General features: G+C 71.8%; 15 protein-coding genes. 12 read left to right on the top strand and 3 right to left on the bottom strand.

Going from position 1 to position 21,128, the window contains the following annotated elements:
- Window positions 1-202: 202 nt before the first annotated feature.
- A complete protein-coding gene (locus tag E6U81_RS21700) occupies window positions 203-781 on the bottom strand; it encodes an NADAR family protein (RefSeq protein WP_136231771.1) in 579 nt (192 codons plus the stop codon).
- Window positions 782-975: 194 nt separating this feature from the next.
- Here E6U81_RS21700 and E6U81_RS21695 point away from each other — a divergent pair, with 194 nt between their 5' ends.
- The 8 genes from E6U81_RS21695 to E6U81_RS21660 all read left to right on the top strand — a co-directional run bounded on the left by E6U81_RS21695 (window position 976) and on the right by E6U81_RS21660 (window position 10,705).
- Window positions 976-2,490 (top strand): gamma-aminobutyraldehyde dehydrogenase, encoded by a 1,515-nt coding sequence (locus E6U81_RS21695; RefSeq protein ID WP_136231867.1) that lies wholly within the window; start codon window positions 976-978, stop codon window positions 2,488-2,490.
- 47 nt (window positions 2,491-2,537) lie between these two features.
- Entirely contained in the window at window positions 2,538-3,788 is a 1,251-nt protein-coding gene (locus E6U81_RS21690; protein ID WP_136231770.1) for a spermidine/putrescine ABC transporter substrate-binding protein, read from the top strand.
- A gap of 67 nt (window positions 3,789-3,855) precedes the next feature.
- Window positions 3,856-5,004 carry an ABC transporter ATP-binding protein gene (locus tag E6U81_RS21685; protein WP_136231769.1) on the top strand — a complete coding sequence of 383 codons (1,149 nt, stop codon included), beginning with the start codon at window positions 3,856-3,858 and terminating at the stop codon, window positions 5,002-5,004.
- A complete protein-coding gene (locus E6U81_RS21680) occupies window positions 5,001-5,930 on the top strand; it encodes an ABC transporter permease (RefSeq protein WP_136231768.1) in 930 nt (309 codons plus the stop codon). Before E6U81_RS21685 ends, E6U81_RS21680 begins: the two co-directional genes overlap by 4 nt.
- On the top strand, window positions 5,930-6,736 hold the full coding sequence (locus E6U81_RS21675; protein ID WP_136231767.1) for an ABC transporter permease: 807 nt from the start codon (window positions 5,930-5,932) through the stop codon (window positions 6,734-6,736). The genes E6U81_RS21680 and E6U81_RS21675 overlap by 1 nt, the downstream gene beginning before the upstream one ends.
- Before the next feature lie 25 nt (window positions 6,737-6,761).
- Window positions 6,762-8,180 (top strand): FAD-dependent oxidoreductase, encoded by a 1,419-nt coding sequence (locus tag E6U81_RS21670; protein ID WP_136231766.1) that lies wholly within the window; start codon window positions 6,762-6,764, stop codon window positions 8,178-8,180.
- A gap of 166 nt (window positions 8,181-8,346) precedes the next feature.
- Complete coding sequence (locus E6U81_RS21665; protein ID WP_136231765.1) at window positions 8,347-8,811, top strand: hypothetical protein; 465 nt, start codon at window positions 8,347-8,349, stop codon at window positions 8,809-8,811.
- An 85-nt stretch (window positions 8,812-8,896) separates the two neighbouring features.
- Entirely contained in the window at window positions 8,897-10,705 is a 1,809-nt protein-coding gene (locus E6U81_RS21660; protein WP_136231764.1) for a glycoside hydrolase family 18 protein, read from the top strand.
- Here E6U81_RS21660 and E6U81_RS21655 read toward each other — a convergent pair.
- Together E6U81_RS21655 and gabT are read right to left on the bottom strand one after the other, a co-directional pair.
- Window positions 10,665-11,450 carry a phosphatase PAP2 family protein gene (locus E6U81_RS21655; protein WP_136231763.1) on the bottom strand — a complete coding sequence of 262 codons (786 nt, stop codon included), beginning with the start codon at window positions 11,448-11,450 and terminating at the stop codon, window positions 10,665-10,667. The two genes, E6U81_RS21660 and E6U81_RS21655, sit on opposite strands and share 41 nt — an antisense overlap.
- Before the next feature lie 177 nt (window positions 11,451-11,627).
- The gene (gene gabT / locus E6U81_RS21650) at window positions 11,628-12,974 is read right to left on the bottom strand and encodes a 4-aminobutyrate--2-oxoglutarate transaminase (RefSeq protein ID WP_136231762.1); all 1,347 of its coding nucleotides are present in this window, start codon (window positions 12,972-12,974) and stop codon (window positions 11,628-11,630) included.
- Between the two features lie 248 nt (window positions 12,975-13,222).
- On the opposite strand from gabT, the gene E6U81_RS21645 reads away from it, so the two are divergent.
- From E6U81_RS21645 to E6U81_RS21630, 4 genes are all read left to right on the top strand, one after another.
- Window positions 13,223-15,601, top strand: a complete 2,379-nt coding sequence (locus tag E6U81_RS21645; RefSeq protein ID WP_136231761.1) for an ATP/GTP-binding protein — start codon at window positions 13,223-13,225, stop codon at window positions 15,599-15,601.
- Window positions 15,602-15,725: 124 nt separating this feature from the next.
- A complete protein-coding gene (locus E6U81_RS21640; RefSeq protein ID WP_136231760.1) occupies window positions 15,726-17,306 on the top strand; it encodes a PucR family transcriptional regulator in 1,581 nt (526 codons plus the stop codon).
- A gap of 155 nt (window positions 17,307-17,461) precedes the next feature.
- Window positions 17,462-18,907 (top strand): aldehyde dehydrogenase family protein, encoded by a 1,446-nt coding sequence (locus E6U81_RS21635; RefSeq protein ID WP_136231759.1) that lies wholly within the window; start codon window positions 17,462-17,464, stop codon window positions 18,905-18,907.
- A 209-nt stretch (window positions 18,908-19,116) separates the two neighbouring features.
- Entirely contained in the window at window positions 19,117-21,075 is a 1,959-nt protein-coding gene (locus E6U81_RS21630; RefSeq protein ID WP_136231758.1) for an acyl-CoA dehydrogenase family protein, read from the top strand.
- Window positions 21,076-21,128: the final 53 nt, after the last annotated feature.

Here is a 21,128-nt window from a genome sequence, read left to right as displayed (position 1 = left end):
GCGCACCGGGAGGTGCGTGACGTAGGTGTCCAGAGAACAAGGCCGGCGAAACCACTGGTGCTCTACCAACTGAGCTACACCGGCCTGAAGCCGGTGACGGGACTCGAACCCGCGGCCGCCCGATTTGGATTCGAAGTAGGTCTCGCCTTCGCACCTGGACGAGGAACACGTTAGGCGGCGGTCCTGCGGCTCCGCCAGCCAATTACGCCCGGCTCGGACCTTCGCCGGCCCCGCCGCCCGAGCGCAGCCGCTCCCGGGCCTCCATCAGGGCGAAGCCCAGCAGGTTCAGCCCGCGCCAGCGCGCCGGATCCAGGGCGCGCTCGTCGTCGGCGGCCAGCCCGATGCCCCAGATCCGGTCCATCGGGCTCGCCTCGACCAGCACGCGCTCCCCGGTGCCCAGCAGGTAGGCGCGCAGCGCCGGGTCGGACTCGAACTTGTGCACGCTGCCCTCCACGACCAGGGCGAAGCGCTCCCGCTCCCACGTCGCGTCGTCGAAGCCGCGCACCAGCCGCCCGGCCTTCTTCGCCTCGGCCGGGGTCGTCGCCTCCACGGCGGCGCGCTCGGCCTCCGGGTCCCCGAACAGCCGGGCCTTGCCGGCCATCATCCAGTGCTCGGCCGTCGCATAACGGACGTCACCGACAGTGAAAGCGGACGGCCACCACTGGCTCAGGCAGCTCGGACCGAGCCTGCCGTCAGGCAGCGGCCGGTGCCCCCAGAACGGCAGGAACTTCACCCGCTCACCGCGGCTGACCTGCTTGATCAGGTCGTCGATCATCTCCATGCACGCGAGTCTGACACCCGCCACTGACACTTCGTACGGGATTTTCGGCGTGCCTCGACACATGGTCGACCGATTCCGTCGCGTAATCAAAAGGCAACAACGGAATCACTTGGCCGAGGGCATCACCTCTGCCAGGATCGGCACTCAATTCGAGCTGTAGCTCGAACTGTAGCTACGGAGAGCGTGAGAGCGTGATGGGCAACCGCTTCCAGGTCAAGGACCGCTTCGCAGACGGCGCGCAGTACATCGACGGACAGCTCCGGGCCGGAACCTCCGGTCGGTCACACACCGTGATCGACCCGGCCACCGGCGAGGAGGTCCTGACCTACGAACTGGCGAGCACCGCGGACGTCGACGAGGCCGTCGCCGCCGCCAGGCGCGCCTTCCCGGCCTGGTCGGGCGCCACCCCCGGCGAGCGTTCGGACGCCCTGCACCGGCTGGCCGCCGTACTGGCCGAGCAGGCCGAGGACTTCGCGTACGCCGAGTCCCTCCAGTGCGGCAAGCCGATCAAGCTGTCGACCGAGTTCGATGTGCCCGGCACCATCGACAACACCGCCTTCTTCGCGGGTGCCGCCCGGCACCTGCAGGGGCAGGCCGCCGCCGAGTACTCGGGCGACCACACCTCCTACGTGCGCCGCGAGGCGATCGGCGTCGTCGGCTCCATCGCCCCCTGGAACTATCCGCTCCAGATGGCCGCCTGGAAGATCCTCCCGGCGATCGCGGCGGGCAACACCATCGTGCTCAAGCCCGCCGAGCTCACCCCGCTGACCTCCCTGATGTTCGCCCAGGCGGCCAAGGACGCGGGCCTGCCCGACGGCGTGATCAACATCGTGACCGGAGCCGGCCGCGATGCGGGCGAGCACCTGGTGGGCCACCCCGACGTGGTGATGACCTCGTTCACCGGCTCCACGGCCGTCGGCAAGCGGGTCGCGGAGATCGCCACCGCCACCGTGAAGCGCCTGCACCTGGAGCTCGGCGGCAAGGCCCCCTTCCTCGTCTTCGACGACGCCGACCTGGAGGCCGCCGCGCACGGCGCCGTCGCCGCCTCCCTGATCAACACCGGCCAGGACTGCACCGCCGCCACCCGCGCCTACGTGCAGCGCCCCCTGCACGACGCCTTCGTCGCCCGGGTCGCCGAGCTGATGGAGACCGTCCGCCTCGGCGACCCCTTCGCACCCGGCACCGACCTGGGCCCGCTGGTCTCGCACGCCCAGCGCGACCGCGTCGCCGGCTTCGTCGAGCGCGCCCGCGGCTACGCCACCGTCGTCACCGGCGGCGAGATCCCCGGCGGCGAGCTCGCCGACGGCGCGTACTACCGGCCCACTCTCATCAGCGGGGCGGCCCAGGACAGCGAGGTGGTCCAGTCGGAGATCTTCGGCCCCGTCCTCGTGGTCCTGCCCTTCGACAGCGACGACGAAGGCATCGCTCTGGCCAACGACACCCCGTACGGACTCGCCGCCTCCGCCTGGAGCCGCGACGTCTACCGGGCCGGCCGTGCCACCCGCGAGATCAAGGCCGGCTGCGTGTGGGTCAACGACCACATTCCGATCATCAGCGAGATGCCCCACGGGGGCTACAAGGCCAGCGGCTTCGGAAAGGACATGTCCGCCTACTCCTTCGAGGAGTACACGCAGGTCAAGCATGTGATGTACGACAACACCGCGGTGGCCGCGAAGGACTGGCACCGCACGATCTTCGGGGACCGATAGCCGACCACCGCCCGACCCGCGGTACACCTCCCGAAAGGCCACAGCGCATGGAGCAGTTCGAGCCCGACCGCCTCTCCGCGGTGCAAGTCGCCGCGATGCGGCGCAGCCTCACCAGCGGGCGCGGCGCCCTCACCCGCCGCTCGCTGCTGCGCGCCTCCGGAGTCGGAGCGCTCACCCTCGGAGGCCTGTCCGCCCTCGCCGGGTGCGGCATCCCGCCCGCCAAGCGCGAGGGCGCCGCGGCCGCGGCCTCCGACGACCACTCGGACCGGGAGAAGGAGATCAACTTCTCCAACTGGACCGAGTACATGGACACCAGTGAGGACGAGAAGTCCCGGCCCACGCTGGAGGAGTTCGCCAAGCGGACCGGGATCAAGGTCAAGTACACCGAGGACATCAACGACAACGTCGAGTTCTTCGGCAAGATCAAACCGCAGCTCGCGGCCGGCCAGGACACCGGCCGCGACCTGATCGTGGTCACCGACTGGCTCGCCGCGCGCATCATCCGCCTCGGCTGGGCCCAGAAGCTCGACCCCTCGCACCTGCCGCACGCCTACGCCAACCTGTCCCCGCAGTTCCGCAGCCCCGACTGGGACCCGGGCCGCGCGTACAGCTACCCCTGGACCGGCATATCCACCGTCATCGCCTACAACGAGAAGGCGACCGACGGCAAGAAGGTCGACTCCGTCACCCAGATGCTCGACGACCCCTCCCTCAAGGGCCGCGTCGGCTTCCTGACGGAAATGCGCGACAGCGTCGGCATGACCATGCTCGACCAGGGCAAGAACCCCTCCTCCTTCACGGACGCGGACTTCGACGAGGCGATAGGCCGGCTCCAGAAGGGCGTGGACAAGAACCAGATCCGGCGCTTCACGGGCAACGACTACACCTCCGACCTCGACAAGGGCGACCTCGCGGCCTGCCTCGCCTGGGCGGGCGACGTCATCCAGCTCCAGGCCGGCAACCCGGACATCAAGTTCGCCATCCCCGCCGCCGGCTACATCACCTCCAGCGACAACCTGCTGGTCCCCGTCAAGGCCCGGCACAAGGCCAACGCGGAGCGGCTCATCGACTACTACTACGAGCTTCCGGTCGCCGCGCAGCTCGCCGCGTACATCAGCTACGTGTGCCCCGTCGAGGGCGTGGGCGAGGAGCTCGCCAAGATCGATCCCGAGCTCGCGGAGAACACCCTGATCGTCCCGGACAAGGCGATGACCGCCAAGTCCCACGCCTTCCGCTCGCTCACCGGCGAGGAAGAGACGGCGTACGAGGAGAAGTTCGCCAAGCTCATCGGCGCGTAACGGCCTCAGCCGCACCGCGTCCGCTTCTCCCCCTGACCTCTTCGCCCACCCAACCCCGGGACCATCCATGACTGACAAGACCGCGGGCGGCGACGTCCGCCTCTCCGGGATCAGCAAGCACTACGGCACCTTCACCGCAGTGCACCCGCTGGACCTCACCGTTCCCCAGGGCTCCTTCTTCGCCCTGCTCGGCGCCTCCGGCTGCGGCAAGACCACCACCCTGCGCATGATCGCGGGACTGGAGGAGCCCTCCACCGGCACGGTCCACCTCGGCGACCGCGAGGTCACCGACCTGCCGCCCTACAAGCGCCCGGTCAACACGGTCTTCCAGAGCTACGCGCTCTTCCCGCACCTGAGCATCTTCGAGAACATCGCCTTCGGCCTGCGCCGCCGCGGCATCAAGTCGGTCAAGAAGCAGGTCGACGAGATGCTGGAGCTGGTCCAGCTCGGCCAGTTCGCCCAGCGCAAGCCGCACCAGCTCTCCGGCGGCCAGCAGCAGCGCGTCGCCGTCGCCCGCGCCCTGATCAACCACCCGCAGGTACTGCTCCTCGACGAGCCGCTCGGCGCCCTCGACCTCAAGCTGCGCCGCCAGATGCAGCTGGAGCTCAAGCGGATCCAGACCGAGGTCGGCATCACCTTCGTGCACGTCACGCACGACCAGGAGGAGGCCATGACCATGGCCGACACGGTCGCCGTGATGAACGGCGGCCGCGTCGAGCAGCTGGGCGCGCCCGCCGAGCTCTACGAGAACCCGCGGACCACCTTCGTCGCCAACTTCCTCGGCACCTCCAACCTCATCGAGGCCTCCGTGGAGTCCGCCGGGTCCGACGTGGTCGTCTCCGCCTCCGGCACCACCCTGAGGCTGCCCGCCGCCCGGTGTTCGACCACGCCCCGCACCGGCGGAAAGCTGCTGGTCGGTGTGCGTCCGGAGAAGGTGTCCCTGCTCCCGGCCGAGGAGGAGAACGCCATCGCGACGGGCCGGAACAAGATCACCGGCCGCATAGCCGCCTCCTCCTTCATCGGAGTCTCCACACAGTTCGTCATCGACAGCCCCGTCTGCCCCGAGCTCGAGGTCTACGTCCAGAACATCGAGCGCGACAGCCGGCTGGTCCCGGGCGCCGAGGTGGTCCTGCACTGGAACCCGGAGCACACCTTCGGCCTCGACGCGGACCAGGACATCGACGCGGGCATCGAGACGGTCGAGGAGAGCGCGTGACCGCCACCGCCGCGCCGCCCCAGGCGCCCGCCCCCGCCGGACCCCCGGTCCACAAGCCGTCCGTGCGCAAGCGGCTGGTCCCGTACTGGCTGCTGCTCCCCGGCATCCTGTGGCTGCTGGTCTTCTTCGTGCTGCCGATGGTCTACCAGGCCTCCACCTCGGTGCAGACCGGCTCCCTCGAAGAGGGCTTCGAGGTCACCTGGCACTTCCAGACGTACTGGGACGCCTTCACCGAGTACCTGCCGCAGTTCCTGCGCTCCCTGCTGTACGCCGGCACCGCCACCGCGCTGTGCCTGCTGCTCGGGTACCCGCTGGCCTACCTGATCGCCTTCAAGGCGGGCCGCTGGCGCAACCTGCTCCTGGTGCTGGTCATCGCCCCGTTCTTCACCAGCTTCCTGATCCGCACGCTGGCCTGGAAGACGATCCTGGCCGACGGCGGGCCGGTGGTCGCAGGCCTCAACGCGATCGGCTTCCTCGACGTCACCAGCTGGCTCGGCATGACCGAGGGGGACCGGGTGCTGGCCACGCCGCTCGCGGTCGTCTGCGGCCTGACGTACAACTTCCTCCCCTTCATGATCCTGCCGCTGTACTCCTCGCTGGAGCGCATCGACACCCGCCTGCACGAGGCGGCCGGGGACCTGTACGCCCGCCCCGCCACGGTCTTCCGGAAGGTCACCTTCCCGCTCTCCATGCCGGGTGTGGTCTCCGGGACCCTGCTCACCTTCATCCCGGCGAGCGGCGACTACGTGAACGCCGAGCTGCTCGGCTCCACGGACACCCGGATGATCGGCAACGTCATCCAGTCGCAGTACCTGCGGATCCTCGACTACCCGACGGCGGCCGCGCTGTCCTTCATTCTCATGGCGATCGTGCTGATCATGGTCACCATCTACATCCGCCGAGCGGGGACGGAGGACCTGGTCTGATGCGCACCCCCCTCACCTGGCTGCGGCGCAACCTGGTCGTGATCGCGGGGCTCGGCACGCTCGCGTACATGATCCTGCCGAACGTCGTCGTCACCGTCTTCTCCTTCAACAACCCCTCCGGGCGCTTCAACTACGCCTGGCAGGAGTTCTCGCTCGACGCGTGGAAGGACCCCTGCGGTGTCGCCGACATGTGCGGCTCCCTCGGCCTGTCGCTCCAGATCGCCCTGTGGTCGACGCTCGCGGCGACCGCCCTGGGCACGGCGATAGCCTTCGCGCTGGTGCGCTACCGCTTCCGGGCGCGCGGCGCGGTCAACTCGCTGATCTTCCTGCCCATGGCCATGCCCGAGATCGTGATGGCCGCCTCGCTGCTCGCGCTCTTCCTCAACATGGGCATCCAGCTGGGCTTCTGGACGATCCTGATCGCCCACATCATGTTCTGCCTCAGCTTCGTCGTCGCCGCCGTCAAGGCGCGTGTCCTGTCCATGGACCCGCGGCTGGAGGAGGCCGCCCGCGACCTCTACGCCGGCCCGGTGCAGACCTTCGTACGGGTCACGCTGCCGATCGCGGCACCCGGTATCGCGGCGGGCGCGCTGCTCTCGTTCGCCCTCTCCTTCGACGACTTCATCATCACCAACTTCAACTCGGGCAACACCGTCACCTTCCCCATGTTCGTGTGGGGATCGGCGCAGCGCGGTACGCCCGTGCAGATCAACGTCATCGGCACGGCGATGTTCGTCATCGCGGTGCTGGTGGTCCTCGCCGGCCAGATGGTCGGCAACCGCCGCAAGAAGGCACAACCGAAGTAATCAGTTCCGTAGGGAGTTGGAAGCCATGGCCCCAGTCGCCATGCGTAGTGTTGCGAAATCCCTTTCCGAAGCGAAGCCGGTCTCGTACTGGCTGGACGACCCCGGCAAGCCCGCCCCGCAGCCGGCGCTCACCTCCGACGAGCGCTGCGACCTGCTGGTCATCGGCGGCGGCTACAGCGGCCTGTGGACCGCGCTCCTCGCCAAGGAGCGCGACCCCGGGCGGGACGTCGTACTGATCGAGAGCAAGGAGGCGGGCTGGGCCGCCTCCGGCCGCAACGGCGGATTCTGCGCCGCCTCCCTCACCCACGGCCTGGGCAACGGCATCGCCCGCTGGCCCGGTGAGCTGGCGAAGCTGGAGGAGCTGGGCGCCCGCAACCTCGACGCCATCGAGGAGGCCGTCGCCCGCTACGGCATCGACTGCGACTTCGAGCGGACCGGCGAGATCGACGTCGCCACCGAACCGCACCAGGTCGAGGAGCTGCGCGAACTCCACGAGGAGGCGCTCCGCCTGGGCCTGGCCGGCGGGTCCGAATGGCTCGACCGGGACGCCGTGCGCGCCGAGGTCGACTCCCCGACCTTCCTCGCGGGCCTGTGGGACCGCGACGGCGTCGCCATGCTCAACCCGGCGAAGCTCGCCTGGGGCCTCAAGCAGGCGTGCCTGGACCTCGGCGTGCGGATCTACGAGAACACCCGCGGCCTGAAGCTCGCCCCGGCGGGGCGCGGGATGACCGTGCAGACCCCCTACGGCACGATCCTGGCCCGCCGGGTCGCCCTGGGCACCAACATCTTCCCGTCGCTGGTCCGGCGGATCCGCCCCTTCACCGTCCCGGTCTACGACTACGCCCTGATGAGCGAGCCGCTGGACGAGGCGCAGCTGGCCGCGATCGGCTGGAAGAACCGGCAGGGCCTGGGTGACAGCGCCAACCAGTTCCACTACTTCCGGATCACCAAGGACCACCGGATCCTGTGGGGCGGCTACGACGCGATCTACCCCTACCGCGGCAGGCTCGACTCCGAGTACGACCACCGCCCCGAGACCTACCTCCGGCTCGCCGAGCACTTCTTCACCGCCTTCCCCCAGCTGGAGGGGCTGAAGTTCAGCCACGCCTGGGGCGGCGCGATCGACACCTGCTCGCGCTTCTCCGCCTTCTTCGGAACGGCGCACTCCGGCAAGGTGGCCTACGCGGCCGGCTACACCGGCCTCGGGGTGGGCGCCACCCGCTTCGGCGCGGACGTGCTGCTCGACCTGCTCGACGGGCTCTCCACCGAGCGCACCCGGCTGGAGATGGTGAAGTCCAGGCCGATGCCGTTCCCGCCCGAGCCGTTCGCCTGGACCGGGATCGCACTCACCAAGTGGTCGCTGGCCCGCGCGGACGCCCGGGGCGGGCACCGGAACCTGTGGCTGAAGGCGATGGACAAGCTCGGCCTCGGCTTCGACAGCTGAGCGCGCCCGCGTCCGGCGCCCCGCGCCCCGCGCGCGGCCCCCGCAGCGCCGGTCGCCGTGTGACCCGATTCACCATCACGGAGTAGGGGAACCCGCGTCATAGCCGGGCCCGGCCCCGCTCTCTGCGGGTGAGGACACCTCACCTACAGGGAACGGAGGCCGGGCGATGACGACCCCGGGGGAGAAGACCGCGGTGGACTGGCTGGCGTCGGCGGCGCCGGATCCCGACGCCTGCCGGCGGGCATGGGAGCGCGACCCCCTCGGGGTCGCCCTGCTGCCCGCGGGCCGGCTCTGGGACGTACTGGTCCTGCCGGGGGAGCTGGGGCAGGCGACCCTCGACGTGCTCGCCCTGCTCACCGACCGGCCCGGTCCGGTGCTCGCCGACTTCGGCGCATCGCGGCTGGGCTTCTTCGTGCCCGCGGGCACCGCCTCCCACTGGGTCGGCACGGGCGTACGCGGTGCCGGGCGCGGGGCGTGGATCGTGGTCCCGTACCCGGGCCGGGCGACCGGGGGAGTGCGCTGGGTGGTGCTCCCGGACGGGGAGGGGACCCTGACGGACCCGGTCCTGTTGGAGCTGGCCATGCACGAGGCGGCCGCACGCGCGCTGGTGGGGGAGTGCCGAAACCCTTGACAACAGGATTGGTCTGGACCATCTTGGGCGCCGCTGTTCCCGTTCCAACAGCCTGGCTCCATCCCCCCATGTTCCGGAGGCAGTTGTGCGCAGAGCCTGGTCCCTCCTCACGGCCGCCGCCCTCGCGGCGGCCGGCTTCCTCGCCGCGGGCCCGCCCGCCGCGGCCGCGGATGCCGACCTCGTCCGCAACGGCGGCTTCGAAGCCGGACTCGACGGCTGGAGCTGCTCGGGCGCCAGCGGAGCCACCGTCACCAGCCCCGTCCACGGCGGTAGTTCCGCCCTGAGGGCCACCCCGGCCGGCCAGGACAACGCCCGCTGCTCCCAGACCGTCACCGTCAAGCCGGACTCCACGTACACGCTCGGCGCCTGGGTGCAGGGCGCGTACGTCTACCTCGGCGCGAGCGGCACCGGCACCACCGACGTGTCGGTCTGGACGCAGAGCCCGGGCGCCTGGAAGCAGCTGACGAGCACCTTCCGCACCGGCCCGTCCACCACCTCGGTGACCGTCCACACCCACGGCTGGTACGGTCAGCCCGCCCACGTCACCGACGACGTCACCCTGGTCGGCCCCGACCCCGGCGGCCCCGGCCAGCCGCAGCCCCCGGCCGCCCCCACCGGCCTGACCGCCTCGGCGACCTCGTCCGGCTCGGTCCTGCTGTCCTGGACGGCGGTGGCGGGCGCCACCTCGTACACCGTCCACCGGGACGGCGCCGCGCCGCTGATGGTCACCTCCACCTCGGCCACGGTGAGCGGACTCGCCGCCTCCACCACCTACACCTTCCGGGTCGGCGCGGTGAACGCGGCGGGCGAGTCCCCGCAGAGCGCCCCCGTCTCCGTGACGACGGGCAGCGGCGGAGGCGGGGGCGGCGGGCTCCCCGCGCACGCGCTCGTCGGCTACCTGCACGCGAGCTTCGCCAACGGCTCCGGCTACACCCGCATGGCCGACGTGCCGGCCTCGTGGGACGTCATCAACCTCGCCTTCGGCGAACCGACCTCGGTGACCTCGGGCGACATCCGCTTCCGCCTCTGCCCGGTCGCGGAATGCCCGAACGTCGAGTCGGCGGCCGAGTTCAAGGCGGCCGTTAGGGCGAAGCAGGCCGCCGGCAAGAAGGTGCTGATCTCCATCGGCGGGCAGAACGGTCAGGTCCAGCTCCCCACCACCGCCGCCCGCGACACCTTCGTCACGTCCGTCAGCAAGATCATCGACGAGTACGGGCTCGACGGCCTGGACATCGACTTCGAGGGCCACTCGCTCTCCCTGGCCACCGGGGACACCGACTTCCGCGCCCCCACCACGCCGGGCATCGTCAACCTGATCTCCGCAGTGAAGTCCCTGAAGGCCCGCTACGGCTCCGGCTTCGTCCTGACGATGGCCCCGGAGACCTTCTTCGTCCAGCTGGGGTACCAGTTCTACGGCTCCGGCCCCTGGGGCGGCCAGGACCCGCGCGCCGGCGCGTACCTCCCGGTCATCCACGCCCTGCGCGACGACCTCACCCTGCTCCACGTCCAGGACTACAACTCAGGCCCGATCATGGGCCTCGACAACCAGTACCACTCCATGGGCGGCGCGGACTTCCACATCGCCATGACCGACATGCTGCTCGCCGGCTTCCCGGTCGCCGGCAACGCCGCCCGCGTCTTCCCGGCCCTGCGCCCCGACCAGGTCGCGATCGGACTGCCCGCCACCACCAACGCGGGCAACGGCCACACCTCGCCGGCGGAGGTGGCCAAGGCCCTGAACTGCCTGACGAAGAAGAGCGACTGCGGGACCTACCAGACCCACGGCACCTGGCCGGGCCTGCGCGGCCTGATGACCTGGTCGATCAACTGGGACCGCTTCGGGGGCTGGGAGTTCAGCCGGAACTTCGACGCGTACTACGGCAGGACCGCCTGACCGCCAGCAGCAGCGGCGTACACATCAGCAGGCTGGCCAGCACGTCCAGCGGCCAGTGGAACCCCCGCAGCACCAGCCCGACGGCCGTCGCCCCCGTGAGCACGAGGGCGGCGGCCGTCGGCCACACCCGGCCCGCGTACGGCCGCAGGAGCAGGGCCGCGCCCGCGTACGCCACGAAGGCCGTCGCGGTGTGGCCCGAGGGGAAATAGCCGGCGGCCCAGGGCTCCAGGGGGCCGGGGCGGGCGGTCCACTCCTTCAGCGGGACGACGAGCGCCGGCACCAGGGCCATCGCGACCACCGCGGCCGCGGCGCCGCGGCGGTTCCCGCGCCGGACGGCGTACGCGGCGGCGAGGAGCAGCACGGGCAGTGCGACCGGGACGTTCCCCAGGTCGGAGAGGGCTTCGGTGACCGCGTCGGGCACGGTGCGCACGAGCGCGCCGCCGAGCCGGGCGTCCCAGGACAGCAGCGGGCCCCGCACCAGGACCTGCCAGGTGATCAGGGCGAAGAGGAGGGCGCAGAGCGCGGAGGCGGCGACTTCGCCGGAAAGGGTGGCCGGCCGTCCCGGAACAGGGGGGATGGTTCCGGGACGGCCGCCCGGACCGGGTTGCCGCACGCCCCGGGGGGTTTGGGGCGGTCGGCTGTCCGATCGGTGAGGAGTGTGCGCGAACGCATGCCCGGTACGGCGCTGGGGAAGCCCGGTACCGGTATCGCCCCCGGTTTCCCGGGAGCGGGCTGTTTCACTCATCTGCAGAAACCGTACGGCAGCGGAAGAGGGACCGACAGCAGGAACGCGCTCCCGCCATCGGCCCCCCACAGCTTCTTCACAGCGCCCGCCCGTTACCGCCGGTACACGGGGTGTGTGCTGCGTTCGGACGTTCTAGACGTTCGAGACGTTCGAGCGGGCGGTCGTACCGACCGGTGCTCAGATGTCCGTGCCGATGGCCGCGAACGCGGCCTCGATCAGGTCAAGGCCCTCGTTCAGCAGGTGCTCGCCGATGACGATCGGCGGGAGGAAGCGGAGCACGTTGCCGTAGGTGCCGCAGGTGAGGACGAGCAGGCCCTCGGCGTGGCAGGCCTTGGCGAGCGCGCCGGCGGCCTCCGGGAACGGGGTCTTGGAGACCGGGTCCTTGACCAGCTCGATCGCGATCATGGCGCCGCGGCCGCGGATGTCGCCGATGATGTCGTACTTCTCCTGCATGGCCGTCAGGCGGGCCTTCATGATGGACTCGATCTTCTTCGCCTTGGCGTTGAGGTCGAGCTCCTTCATGGTCTCGATGGAGCCGAGCGCACCGGCGCACGCCACCGGGTTGCCGCCGTAGGTGCCGCCCAGGCCGCCAGCGTGGGCGGCGTCCATGATCTCGGCGCGGCCGGTCACGGCGGCGAGCGGCAGACCGCCCGCGATGCCCTTGGCGGTGGTGATCAGGTCCGGGACGATGCCCTCGTCCTCGCACGCGAACCACTGGCCGGTGCGGCAGAAGCCGGACTGGATCTCGTCGGCGACGAAGACGATGCCGTTCTCGTTGGCGAACTTCACGATCTCCGGCAGGAAGCCCTTGGCCGGCTCGATGAAGCCGCCCTCGCCGAGGACCGGCTCGATGATGATCGCGGCGACGTTCTCGGCGCCGATCTGCTTGCTGATCTGGTCGATCGCCTGGGCGGCGGCCTCGGGGCCGCAGTTCTCGGCACCGGTGGGCCAGCGGTAGCCGTAGGCGACCGGGACGCGGTAGACCTCGGGGGCGAACGGACCGAAGCCGTGCTTGTACGGCATGTTCTTCGCGGTCAGCGCCATCGTCAGGTTCGTGCGGCCGTGGTAGCCGTGGTCGAAGACGACGACCGCCTGGCGCTTGGTGTACGAACGGGCGATCTTGACGGCGTTCTCGACGGCCTCGGCGCCGGAGTTGAACAGGGCCGACTTCTTGGCGTGGTCGCCCGGGGTCAGCTCGGCGAGGGCCTCGCAGACCTCGACGTAGCCCTCGTAGGGGGTGACCATGAAACAGGTGTGGGTGAAGTCGGCGAGCTGCGCGGACGCGCGGCGCACGACGGCCTCGGCGGAGGCGCCGACCGAGGTCACGGCGATGCCGGAGCCGAAGTCGATCAGCTGGTTGCCGTCGACGTCCTCGATGATGCCGCCACCCGCGCGGGCCGTGAAGACGGGCAGCACGGAGCCCACGCCACCGGCCACGGTCTGCAGGCGGCGGGCCTGCAGCTCCTGCGACTTCGGGCCGGGGATCGCGGTGACGATCTTGCGCTCCTGCGGGACAGCAGTCATAGAGGGCTCCTGGGGGGTGTTTTCGGACGCACTTGTGTCTTTGTCCGCAGGCTAGGCCCGGGAGCGGGGGTCCTGCATGCTCCGTTCGGTAGTGATCTCAGCGTGTCCTTGTCCGCGACGGCCATAGGAAGGGAGCGAGCCGTGTCTCGTGGCTCGGGACCGGGTACGGGCGCAGCGCGCCCCCAAGGCCCGGGCCGGGCACTACATTGAGCGCCGCAGGGCAAGGGATGGGCAGGGGGCAGGGGTTCATGGACACCGAGGGCACGTACGACGGACAGGCGATCCGCGCGGGTCACGTACCAAGGCCTGCCGCATCCCCCGAGCACCCTCCGAAACCCCGCCACGCTCCGGGGGGCGCCCCAGGACAGACGCCAGCCCTCGCCGACTGGATCGGCACGCCGCGCCCGGCCGCCGAGCCGGGTGTGTGGCGCTACGGCCACACACCGCGGGCGGCGGTGGAGCCCGAGCGGACCCCCGACCGGGCCCTGGCGAGCGGCGCGCTCATCTCCTTCCTGGGCTGCGTCCTCGTCTGGTCGCTCATGCGCAACACCTACATCCCGTTCTGGGACACACCGCTCAAGCTGTTCACGCCCGACAGCTGGTGGGCCGCGAACGGTGAACCCGTCGCGAAGACGGGAGGCGTACAGGCCAAGCCGATCTACGAGCTGCTCTTCGTGGCAGCGCTCCTCTACGGCTTCGGCCGACTGGGCAACTGGCGGACCGTCTGGACGCGCCTGGTCGTCGCCCGCGGCCCCGTCGTGCAGGCCCTCGCGGTGGTTCCCCTCGCCTACGTGACGATCGTGCTCGTGCACAACTACCAGCTGCCGATCCGGCAGCTGGTGGAGGGATTCCTCACCTTCGACGGTGATCCGGTGGCCAACCGGGCCGTCGTGGACACCACCCGGACCGTGATCGACGTGGTCCTCGTCCTCGCCTTCGCCCTCCTCGGAGGGGTCGTGGGCCTGGTCCGCCGTCTCTCGGGTGCCGGCGGAGCGGCGGAACCCGCGAGCGCGGACCGCCCGCACCCGCCCGCCCCCCAGGCCGGCAGTGAGGACGATCCCGTGCGGTGGCCGCAGTTGCGGGGGGCCGGGCTCGGGGAGGTGGCCGATCGGCTCGAAGGGGAGGCCGGGGGCGGGCGGATGAACGACGTGGACTACGCCCGCATCCGGCGGGCCTGGGACTCCGTGCGAGTCGACCCCTCCCGCATGCGGGCCTTCGCCGACTCCGTCCGCGACAAGGGCGCCGGGGCCTGCGTGCACCCCTCCGGGGACCGTGACCTGCCCGTGCGGGCCGCCCGGCACGACCTGCTGGCCCGGCAGGTGCTGCTCGGCACCGTCGAGGACGGCGTCCGCAACCCGTACGCCCGCCGCGGCACCTCCCTCGCGCTCGACCCCGACGTCCTCGGCACCTCCCTGCTCGCCGTCGGCCCCTCCGGCACCGGCAAGACCCAGCGCCTGGTACGGCCCGTCGTGGAGTCCCTCGCCCTCCAGGCGCTCGCCGGCCAGGCCGCCGTCGTCGCCGTCGGCGCCGCCGGGGCCCAGCTCGGGCCGGACGCCGCCTACGACGTCGTGGTCCGCATCGGCGACCCCGCCTCCGTCTACGACCTCGACCTCTACGGCGGGGCCAGCGACCCCGACGAGGCCGCGACCCTGCTCGCCGAGGCCTTCGTCGGGGACGTCCCCGGCATCGACGTGCGCCGGGCGGCGACCGCCCTCGCCCAGCTCCTCGGACCCTTCCGGGCGGCGTACGGCCGCTTCCCCGCCGTGCCCGAGCTGCGCGAACTGCTCGACCGGGTCCCGGCCGCCTTCGACGCCCTGCGCCGCGAGCTCGCCGCCGACGGCGCACAGCAGTCGATGCTGCGCGAGCTCGACGCCCGCACCCGCCAGCACGGGGCGCACGGCGACCCCGGGCCGGCCCTCGCCGACCGCGTGGCCCTGCTGGACCGGCCCGCCTTCGCCGGCTTCTTCGACACCACCGGCCAGGGCCGGCCGTTCTCGCTGCGCGCCCTGGAGCACCCGATCCGGGTCCGCGTCGACCTTCCCGAGCGGGGGCACGCCGACGCCTCCCGGATGCTGGCCCGGCTGCTGCTCGCGCAGTTCAACGCCGCCGCGGCCGCCCGCGCCGACCGCTCCCTCTTCGCCTTCCTCGCCTTCGACGACGCCTCGCACACCCTGACCGCCGAGACCGTGCGCGGCGTCCAGCGGCTGCGCTCGGCGCACGCGGGCGTACTGCTGACCCTGCGCTCGCTGGACGACGTACCGGAGGCGCTGCGCATGCCACTGCTCGGGGCGGTCGGCTGCCGGATGGCCTTCTCCGGGGTCACGACCTGGGACGGCAAGCGCTTCGCCGAGGCCTGGGGCACCGAGTGGGTGGAGACACGCGACGTCACCCACCGCACGGTCTTCGCCGACCAGCCGCTGACCCGGGCGATCCACGCCTTCCGCAAGCTCGTCACCGGCAAGGCCGTCACCACGGACGCGGTGACCGTGCGGCAGGTGGAGCGGGAGCGGTGGTCGGCCTCGGACCTGGCGCACGCGGTGCCGCCGGGGCACGCGGTGCTCTCGCTCACCTCCGTCAAGGGGGAGCGGGCGGCCCCGCTGCTGGTCCGACTGGCCGGAACGGCCTGACCCGCACCCCGACCCGTACGGGGTGGCAGAATCGAGGGGAGTCGTTCGTACGACACGGCGAAAAGCCTCGACGGCTGACGGCTCTCCTCCGCCGCCCCCCTCCCGCTAAGGCTCCTGGTTACCGATGCCGCTGACCCTCGCCTCACTCGTCCAGCACTCGGCGCTCAAGCTCAGCGTCCGGGCCGGCGAGAGCCGCCTGGACACCCCCGTGCGCTGGGCCCACGTCAGCGAGCTCGCCGACCCCGTCCCCTATATGGAGGGCGGCGAACTGCTCCTGATCACCGCGATGAAGCTGGACGCCGACGACCCGCAGGAGATGCGTGCCTACGTACGCCGCCTCGCCGCGGCCGGAGTGGTCGGCATCGGCTTCGCGATCGGCGTCAACTACGAGGCGGTCCCCGACGCGCTGGTCGAAGCGGCGCGCACCGAGGACATGCCGCTGCTGGAGGTGCCCCGCCGGACGCCCTTCCTCGCCATCAGCAAGGCCGTTTCCGCGGCCCTCGCGGCCGACCAGTACCGGGCCGTGACCGCGGGCTTCGAGGCGCAGCGCGAACTGACCCGCGCCGCGCTCTCCGCCGACGGGCCCGCTGAACTGCTCGCCAGGCTCGCGGCGCACGTGCACGGCTGGGCGGCGCTCTACGACACCTCCGGCGCGGTCGTGGCGGCCGCCCCCGACTGGGCCGCCCGCCGCGCCGCCCGGCTCACGCCCGACGTGGAGCGGCTGCGGGAGCGGCCCGCGCCCGCGAGCGCCGTGGTCGGCGGCTCCGAGGACCGCGTCGAGCTCCAGTCCCTGGGCACCGGCCGGCGGGCGCGGGGCGCGCTCGCCGTGGGCACCGGGGCCCCGCTGGGCACGGCCGAGCGCTACGCCGTGCACTCCGCGGTCGCGCTGCTGACGCTGACCACCGAGCGGTCGCGGTCGCTGCACGACGCCGAGTCCCGGCTGGGGGCGGCCGTGCTGCGGATGCTGCTGGCGGACGAGCCGGAGCACGCCCGGGCCGTGGCCGGCGACCTCTACGGGTCCCTGCTGGACGCGCCGTTCCGGCTGGTCGTGGCCGAGCCGGCGCTGGCGGGCACGGCGCAGCCGGAGGGCCTGGCGCTACTGAGCGACGCGGTGGAGTCCGCGGCCGCCCGCACCGGGGAGGCGCTGCTCGTGGTGCCGGAACCCGGGCGGCTCGTCGTCCTGGCCTCCGACGGCGGCTCGGCCGTGCAGGCGTGCACCGGCCACGCGGAGGCCCTGGAGGCCCGGCGCGGCCGCGACGCGGCCGGCCCGGAGCCCGACGAGCTGGTGATCGGGCTGTCCGCGCCCGCCGGGCCCGGCGGCGTCGCGGCGGCCCTCAAGCAGGCCGACCAGGCCCTCGCCGTGGCCCGCCGGCGCGGGCGCCCGATGGTGGAGCACGAGGAGATGGCGGCGGGCTCGGTCCTGCCGCTGCTGGCCGACGACGCGGTACGGGCCTTCGCGGACGGCACCCTGCGCGCGCTGCGGGACCACGACGCGACGGGACGCGGGGACCTGGTGGCCTCGCTGCAGGCCTGGCTCTCCCGCCACGGCCAGTGGGACGCGGCCGCCGCCGACCTCGGCGTGCACCGGCACACCCTGCGCTACCGGATGAAGCGGGTCGAGGAGATCCTCGGCCGCTCCCTGGAGGACCCGGACGTCCGCATGGAACTGTGGCTCGCCCTCAAGGCCACCTCCACCCCCACCTAGAGCTCCCGCAGCGGGCCGCCGGGGCGGGCGACAGTGACAAACCGGCGCGACCCCGACGGCCGGTACTACACCCCGGACAAACGCCGAATCCCCCGCGGAGTCCTACGGTGGAGGGGTCAGGACCCACCGCACACCACCGAAGGGCCGGGATTCGCATGACTTCCACCCACGCCTTCTGGCTCGCCGGCCGCCAGGCCACCGGCGAGGACAGCTTCGACGTCCACTCCCCGTGGGACGGCCGACTGGTCGGCACGGTCAGCGTGCCCACCGACGAGCAGGTCGAAGAGGCCGTGGCCGCGGCGTACGCCGTGACGGCGGAGTTCTCCGCGACCCCCGCCCACGTACGGGCCGCCGCCCTGGACCACGTCTCCAAGCGGCTCGCCGAGCGCACCGAGGAGATCGCCCAGCTGATCTCCGCCGAGAACGGCAAGCCCGTCAAGTGGGCCCGCGGTGAGGTCGGCCGTGCGGTGTCCGTCTTCCGCTTCGCCGCGGAGGAGGCCCGCCGCTTCAACGGCGGCGAGGCCCAGCGCCTCGACACCGACGCCGGCGGCGTCGGCCGTCTCGCCCTGACCCGCCGCTTCGTCAAGGGCCCGGTCCTCGGCATCGCGCCGTTCAACTTCCCGCTGAACCTGTGCGCCCACAAGGTGGCCCCGGCCATCGCCGTCGGCGCGCCGATCATCCTCAAGCCGGCCCCGGCCACGCCGCTGTCCGGCCTGATCCTGGGTGAGCTGCTCGCCGAGACCGACCTCCCGGCCGGCTCCTGGTCGGTCCTGCCGGTCGCGAACGACAAGATGTGCGCCCTGGTCAAGGACGAGCGCCTCCCCGTCATCTCCTTCACCGGTTCCGACACGGTCGGCTACGCCATCCAGCAGTCGGTGCCCCACAAGCACTGCACCCTGGAGCTCGGCGGCAACGCAGCGGCCGTGGTCCTGGACGACTGGTCCTCCGAGGCCGACCTCGACTGGGCCGCGACCCGTATCGCGACCTTCTCGAACTACCAGGCCGGCCAGTCCTGCATCTCCGTGCAGCGCGTGATCGCCGACGCCTCCGTCTACGACCGCCTCGTGGAGAAGGTCGTCGCGAAGGTCCAGGCGCAGGTCACCGGTGACCCGAACGACGACGCCACCGACGTCGGCCCGCTGGTCTCCCAGGCCGCCGCCGAGCGCGTCGAGTCCTGGGTCGACGAGGCCGTCTCCGCCGGCGCCAAGCTCCTCACCGGCGGCAAGCGCGAGGGTGCCTCGTACGAGCCCACCGTCCTCGCGAACGTGCCCGAAGGCGTCAAGCTCGCCACCGAGGAGGTCTTCGGCCCGGTCCTGACCCTGCTGCGGGTCGAGAACACCGACGAGGCCTTCGCCGCGGTGAACGACTCCAAGTTCGGTCTGCAGACCGGCGTCTTCACCCGCAACGTCCAGACCGCGTTCCGCGCCCACCGCGAGCTCGAGGTCGGCGGCGTGATCATCGGCGACGCGCCGTCCTACCGCGCCGACCAGATGCCGTACGGCGGCGTCAAGCAGTCCGGTGTGGGCCGCGAGGGCGTCCGCTACGCGATGGACGACTACACGTACGAGCGGGTCCTGGTCCTGACCGGCCTCGACATCTGATTCGTACGGCCCGGAAGCCGACGGCCGGAGCCCACTGTGCGGGGGCTCCGGCCGTCCCCTTTTCCGGGCCGGGTCCGGCCCCCGGGCCCGGCGATTCCCCCGACTGGTCCGCCCCGGCTTTTCCCGCGGAGCCGGGCGGGGTACGACTCACAGGTAGCACCGGCCAGTAGGCCGGTACCACCGACTCCGGCGGCGAGGTGAGTCCCCTCATGTCCGCAACACAGCCCGTACAGCCCAGCGGCACACAGCCCAAGGTGACCGAGCGCGAGGCACGACAGGTCGCGGAAGCGGCCCGGGAACAGGACTGGCGCAAACCCAGTTTCGCCAAGGAACTCTTCCTTGGACGGTTCCGGCTGGACCTGATCCATCCCCACCCGCTCCCCGCCGACGAGGACGTCCGCCGGGGCGAGGCCTTCCTCGCCCGGCTGCGCGAGTTCTGCGAGACCCGTATCGACGGCGCCCTCATCGAGCGTGAGGCGAAGATCCCCGACGAGACCGTGCGCGGGCTGGGGGAGCTCGGCGCCCTCGGCATGAAGATCGACCCCAAGTACGGGGGCCTCGGCCTCACCCAGGTCTACTACAACAAGGCGCTCGCCCTGGTCGGCTCGGTCAGCCCGGCCATCGGGGCCCTGCTCTCCGCCCACCAGTCGATCGGTGTGCCCCAGCCCCTGAAGATGTTCGGTACGCAGGCACAGAAGGACGCCTACCTGCCGCGCTGCGCCACCACCGCCATCAGCGCCTTCCTGCTCACCGAACCCGACGTGGGCTCCGACCCGGCGCGCCTGGCCACCACCGCGGTCCCGGACGGCGACGACGCCTACGTCCTCGACGGCGTGAAGCTGTGGACCACCAACGGGGTCGTCGCGGACCTGCTCGTGGTCATGGCCCGGGTGCCGAAGTCGGAGAACCACCGCGGCGGGATCACCGCCTTCGTCGTCGAGGCCGACTCGCCGGGCATCACCGTCGAGCACCGCAACGCCTTCATGGGCCTGCGCGGCCTGGAGAACGGCGTCACCCGCTTCCACCAGGTGCGGGTCCCCGCGGACCAGCGCATCGGCGCCGAGGGCGCAGGCCTCAAGATCGCCCTCACCACACTCAACACCGGCCGGCTCTCCCTGCCCGCCATGTGCGTCGGCGCCGGCAAGTGGTGCCTGAAGATCGCCCGCGAGTGGTCGGGGGTACGCGAGCAGTGGGGCCGGCCCGTCGCCGAGCACGAGGCGGTCGGCGCCAAGATCTCCTTCATCGCCGCCACCACCTTCGCCCTCGAGGCGGTCGTCGACCTCGCCTCCCAGATGGCCGACGAGGACCGCAACGACATCCGCATCGAGGCCGCCCTCGCCAAGCTCTACGGCTCCGAGATGGCCTGCCTGATGGCCGACGAACTGGTCCAGATCCGCGGCGGACGCGGCTTCGAGACCGCCGAGTCCCTGGCCGCCCGCGGCGAGCGCGCCGTCCCCGCCGAGCAGATGCTCCGCGACCTGCGCATCAACCGGATCTTCGAGGGCTCCACGGAGATCATGCACCTGCTGATCGCCCGCGAGGCCGTCGACGCCCACCTGTCGGTGGCCGGCGACCTCATCGACCCCGAGAAGGCACTCGGCGACAAGGCCAAGGCCGGCGCCCGCGCCGCCGGGTTCTACGCCCGCTGGCTGCCCAAACTGGCCACCGGCCCGGGCCACGTCCCCGGCACCTACCGGGCCTTCCACCCCGGCGGCCACCCCGACCTGTCCACCCACCTGCGCTACGTGGAGCGCAGCGCCCGCAAACTCGCCCGGTCCACCTTCTACGCCATGTCCCGCTGGCAGGGTCGCATGGAGACCAAGCAGGGCTTCCTCGGCCGGATCGTCGACATCGGCGCCGAGCTCTTCGCGATGAGCGCGGCCTGCGTCCGCGCCGAGCACCTGCGCGCCTCCGGCGAGCACGGCCGCGAGGCGTACCAGCTCGCCGACGCGTTCTGCGAGCAGTCCCGGCTGCGCGTCGAGGAGCTCTTCGGCCGGCTCTGGTCCAACACCGACGACCTCGACCGCAAGGTCGTCGCCGGCGTCCTGTCCGGGACCTACGCCTGGCTGGAGGAGGGGGTCCTCGACCCCTCCGGCGACGGCCCCTGGATCGCGGACGCCGCCCCCGGCCCCTCGAACCGGAAAAACGTGCACCGCCCCATCCGCTGACCTGCGATCATCGCCGCACGTCGGACAGGCGTACGAGGATGAGTACGCGTGCG

This window comes from Streptomyces sp. A0592 (assembly GCF_004795115.1).
In the GTDB taxonomy this organism is placed as follows: Bacteria; Actinomycetota; Actinomycetes; order Streptomycetales; family Streptomycetaceae; genus Streptomyces; species Streptomyces erythrochromogenes.
Note: the sequence above shows the minus strand (reverse complement) of the source record. Positions and strands in the feature narration are given on the sequence as shown.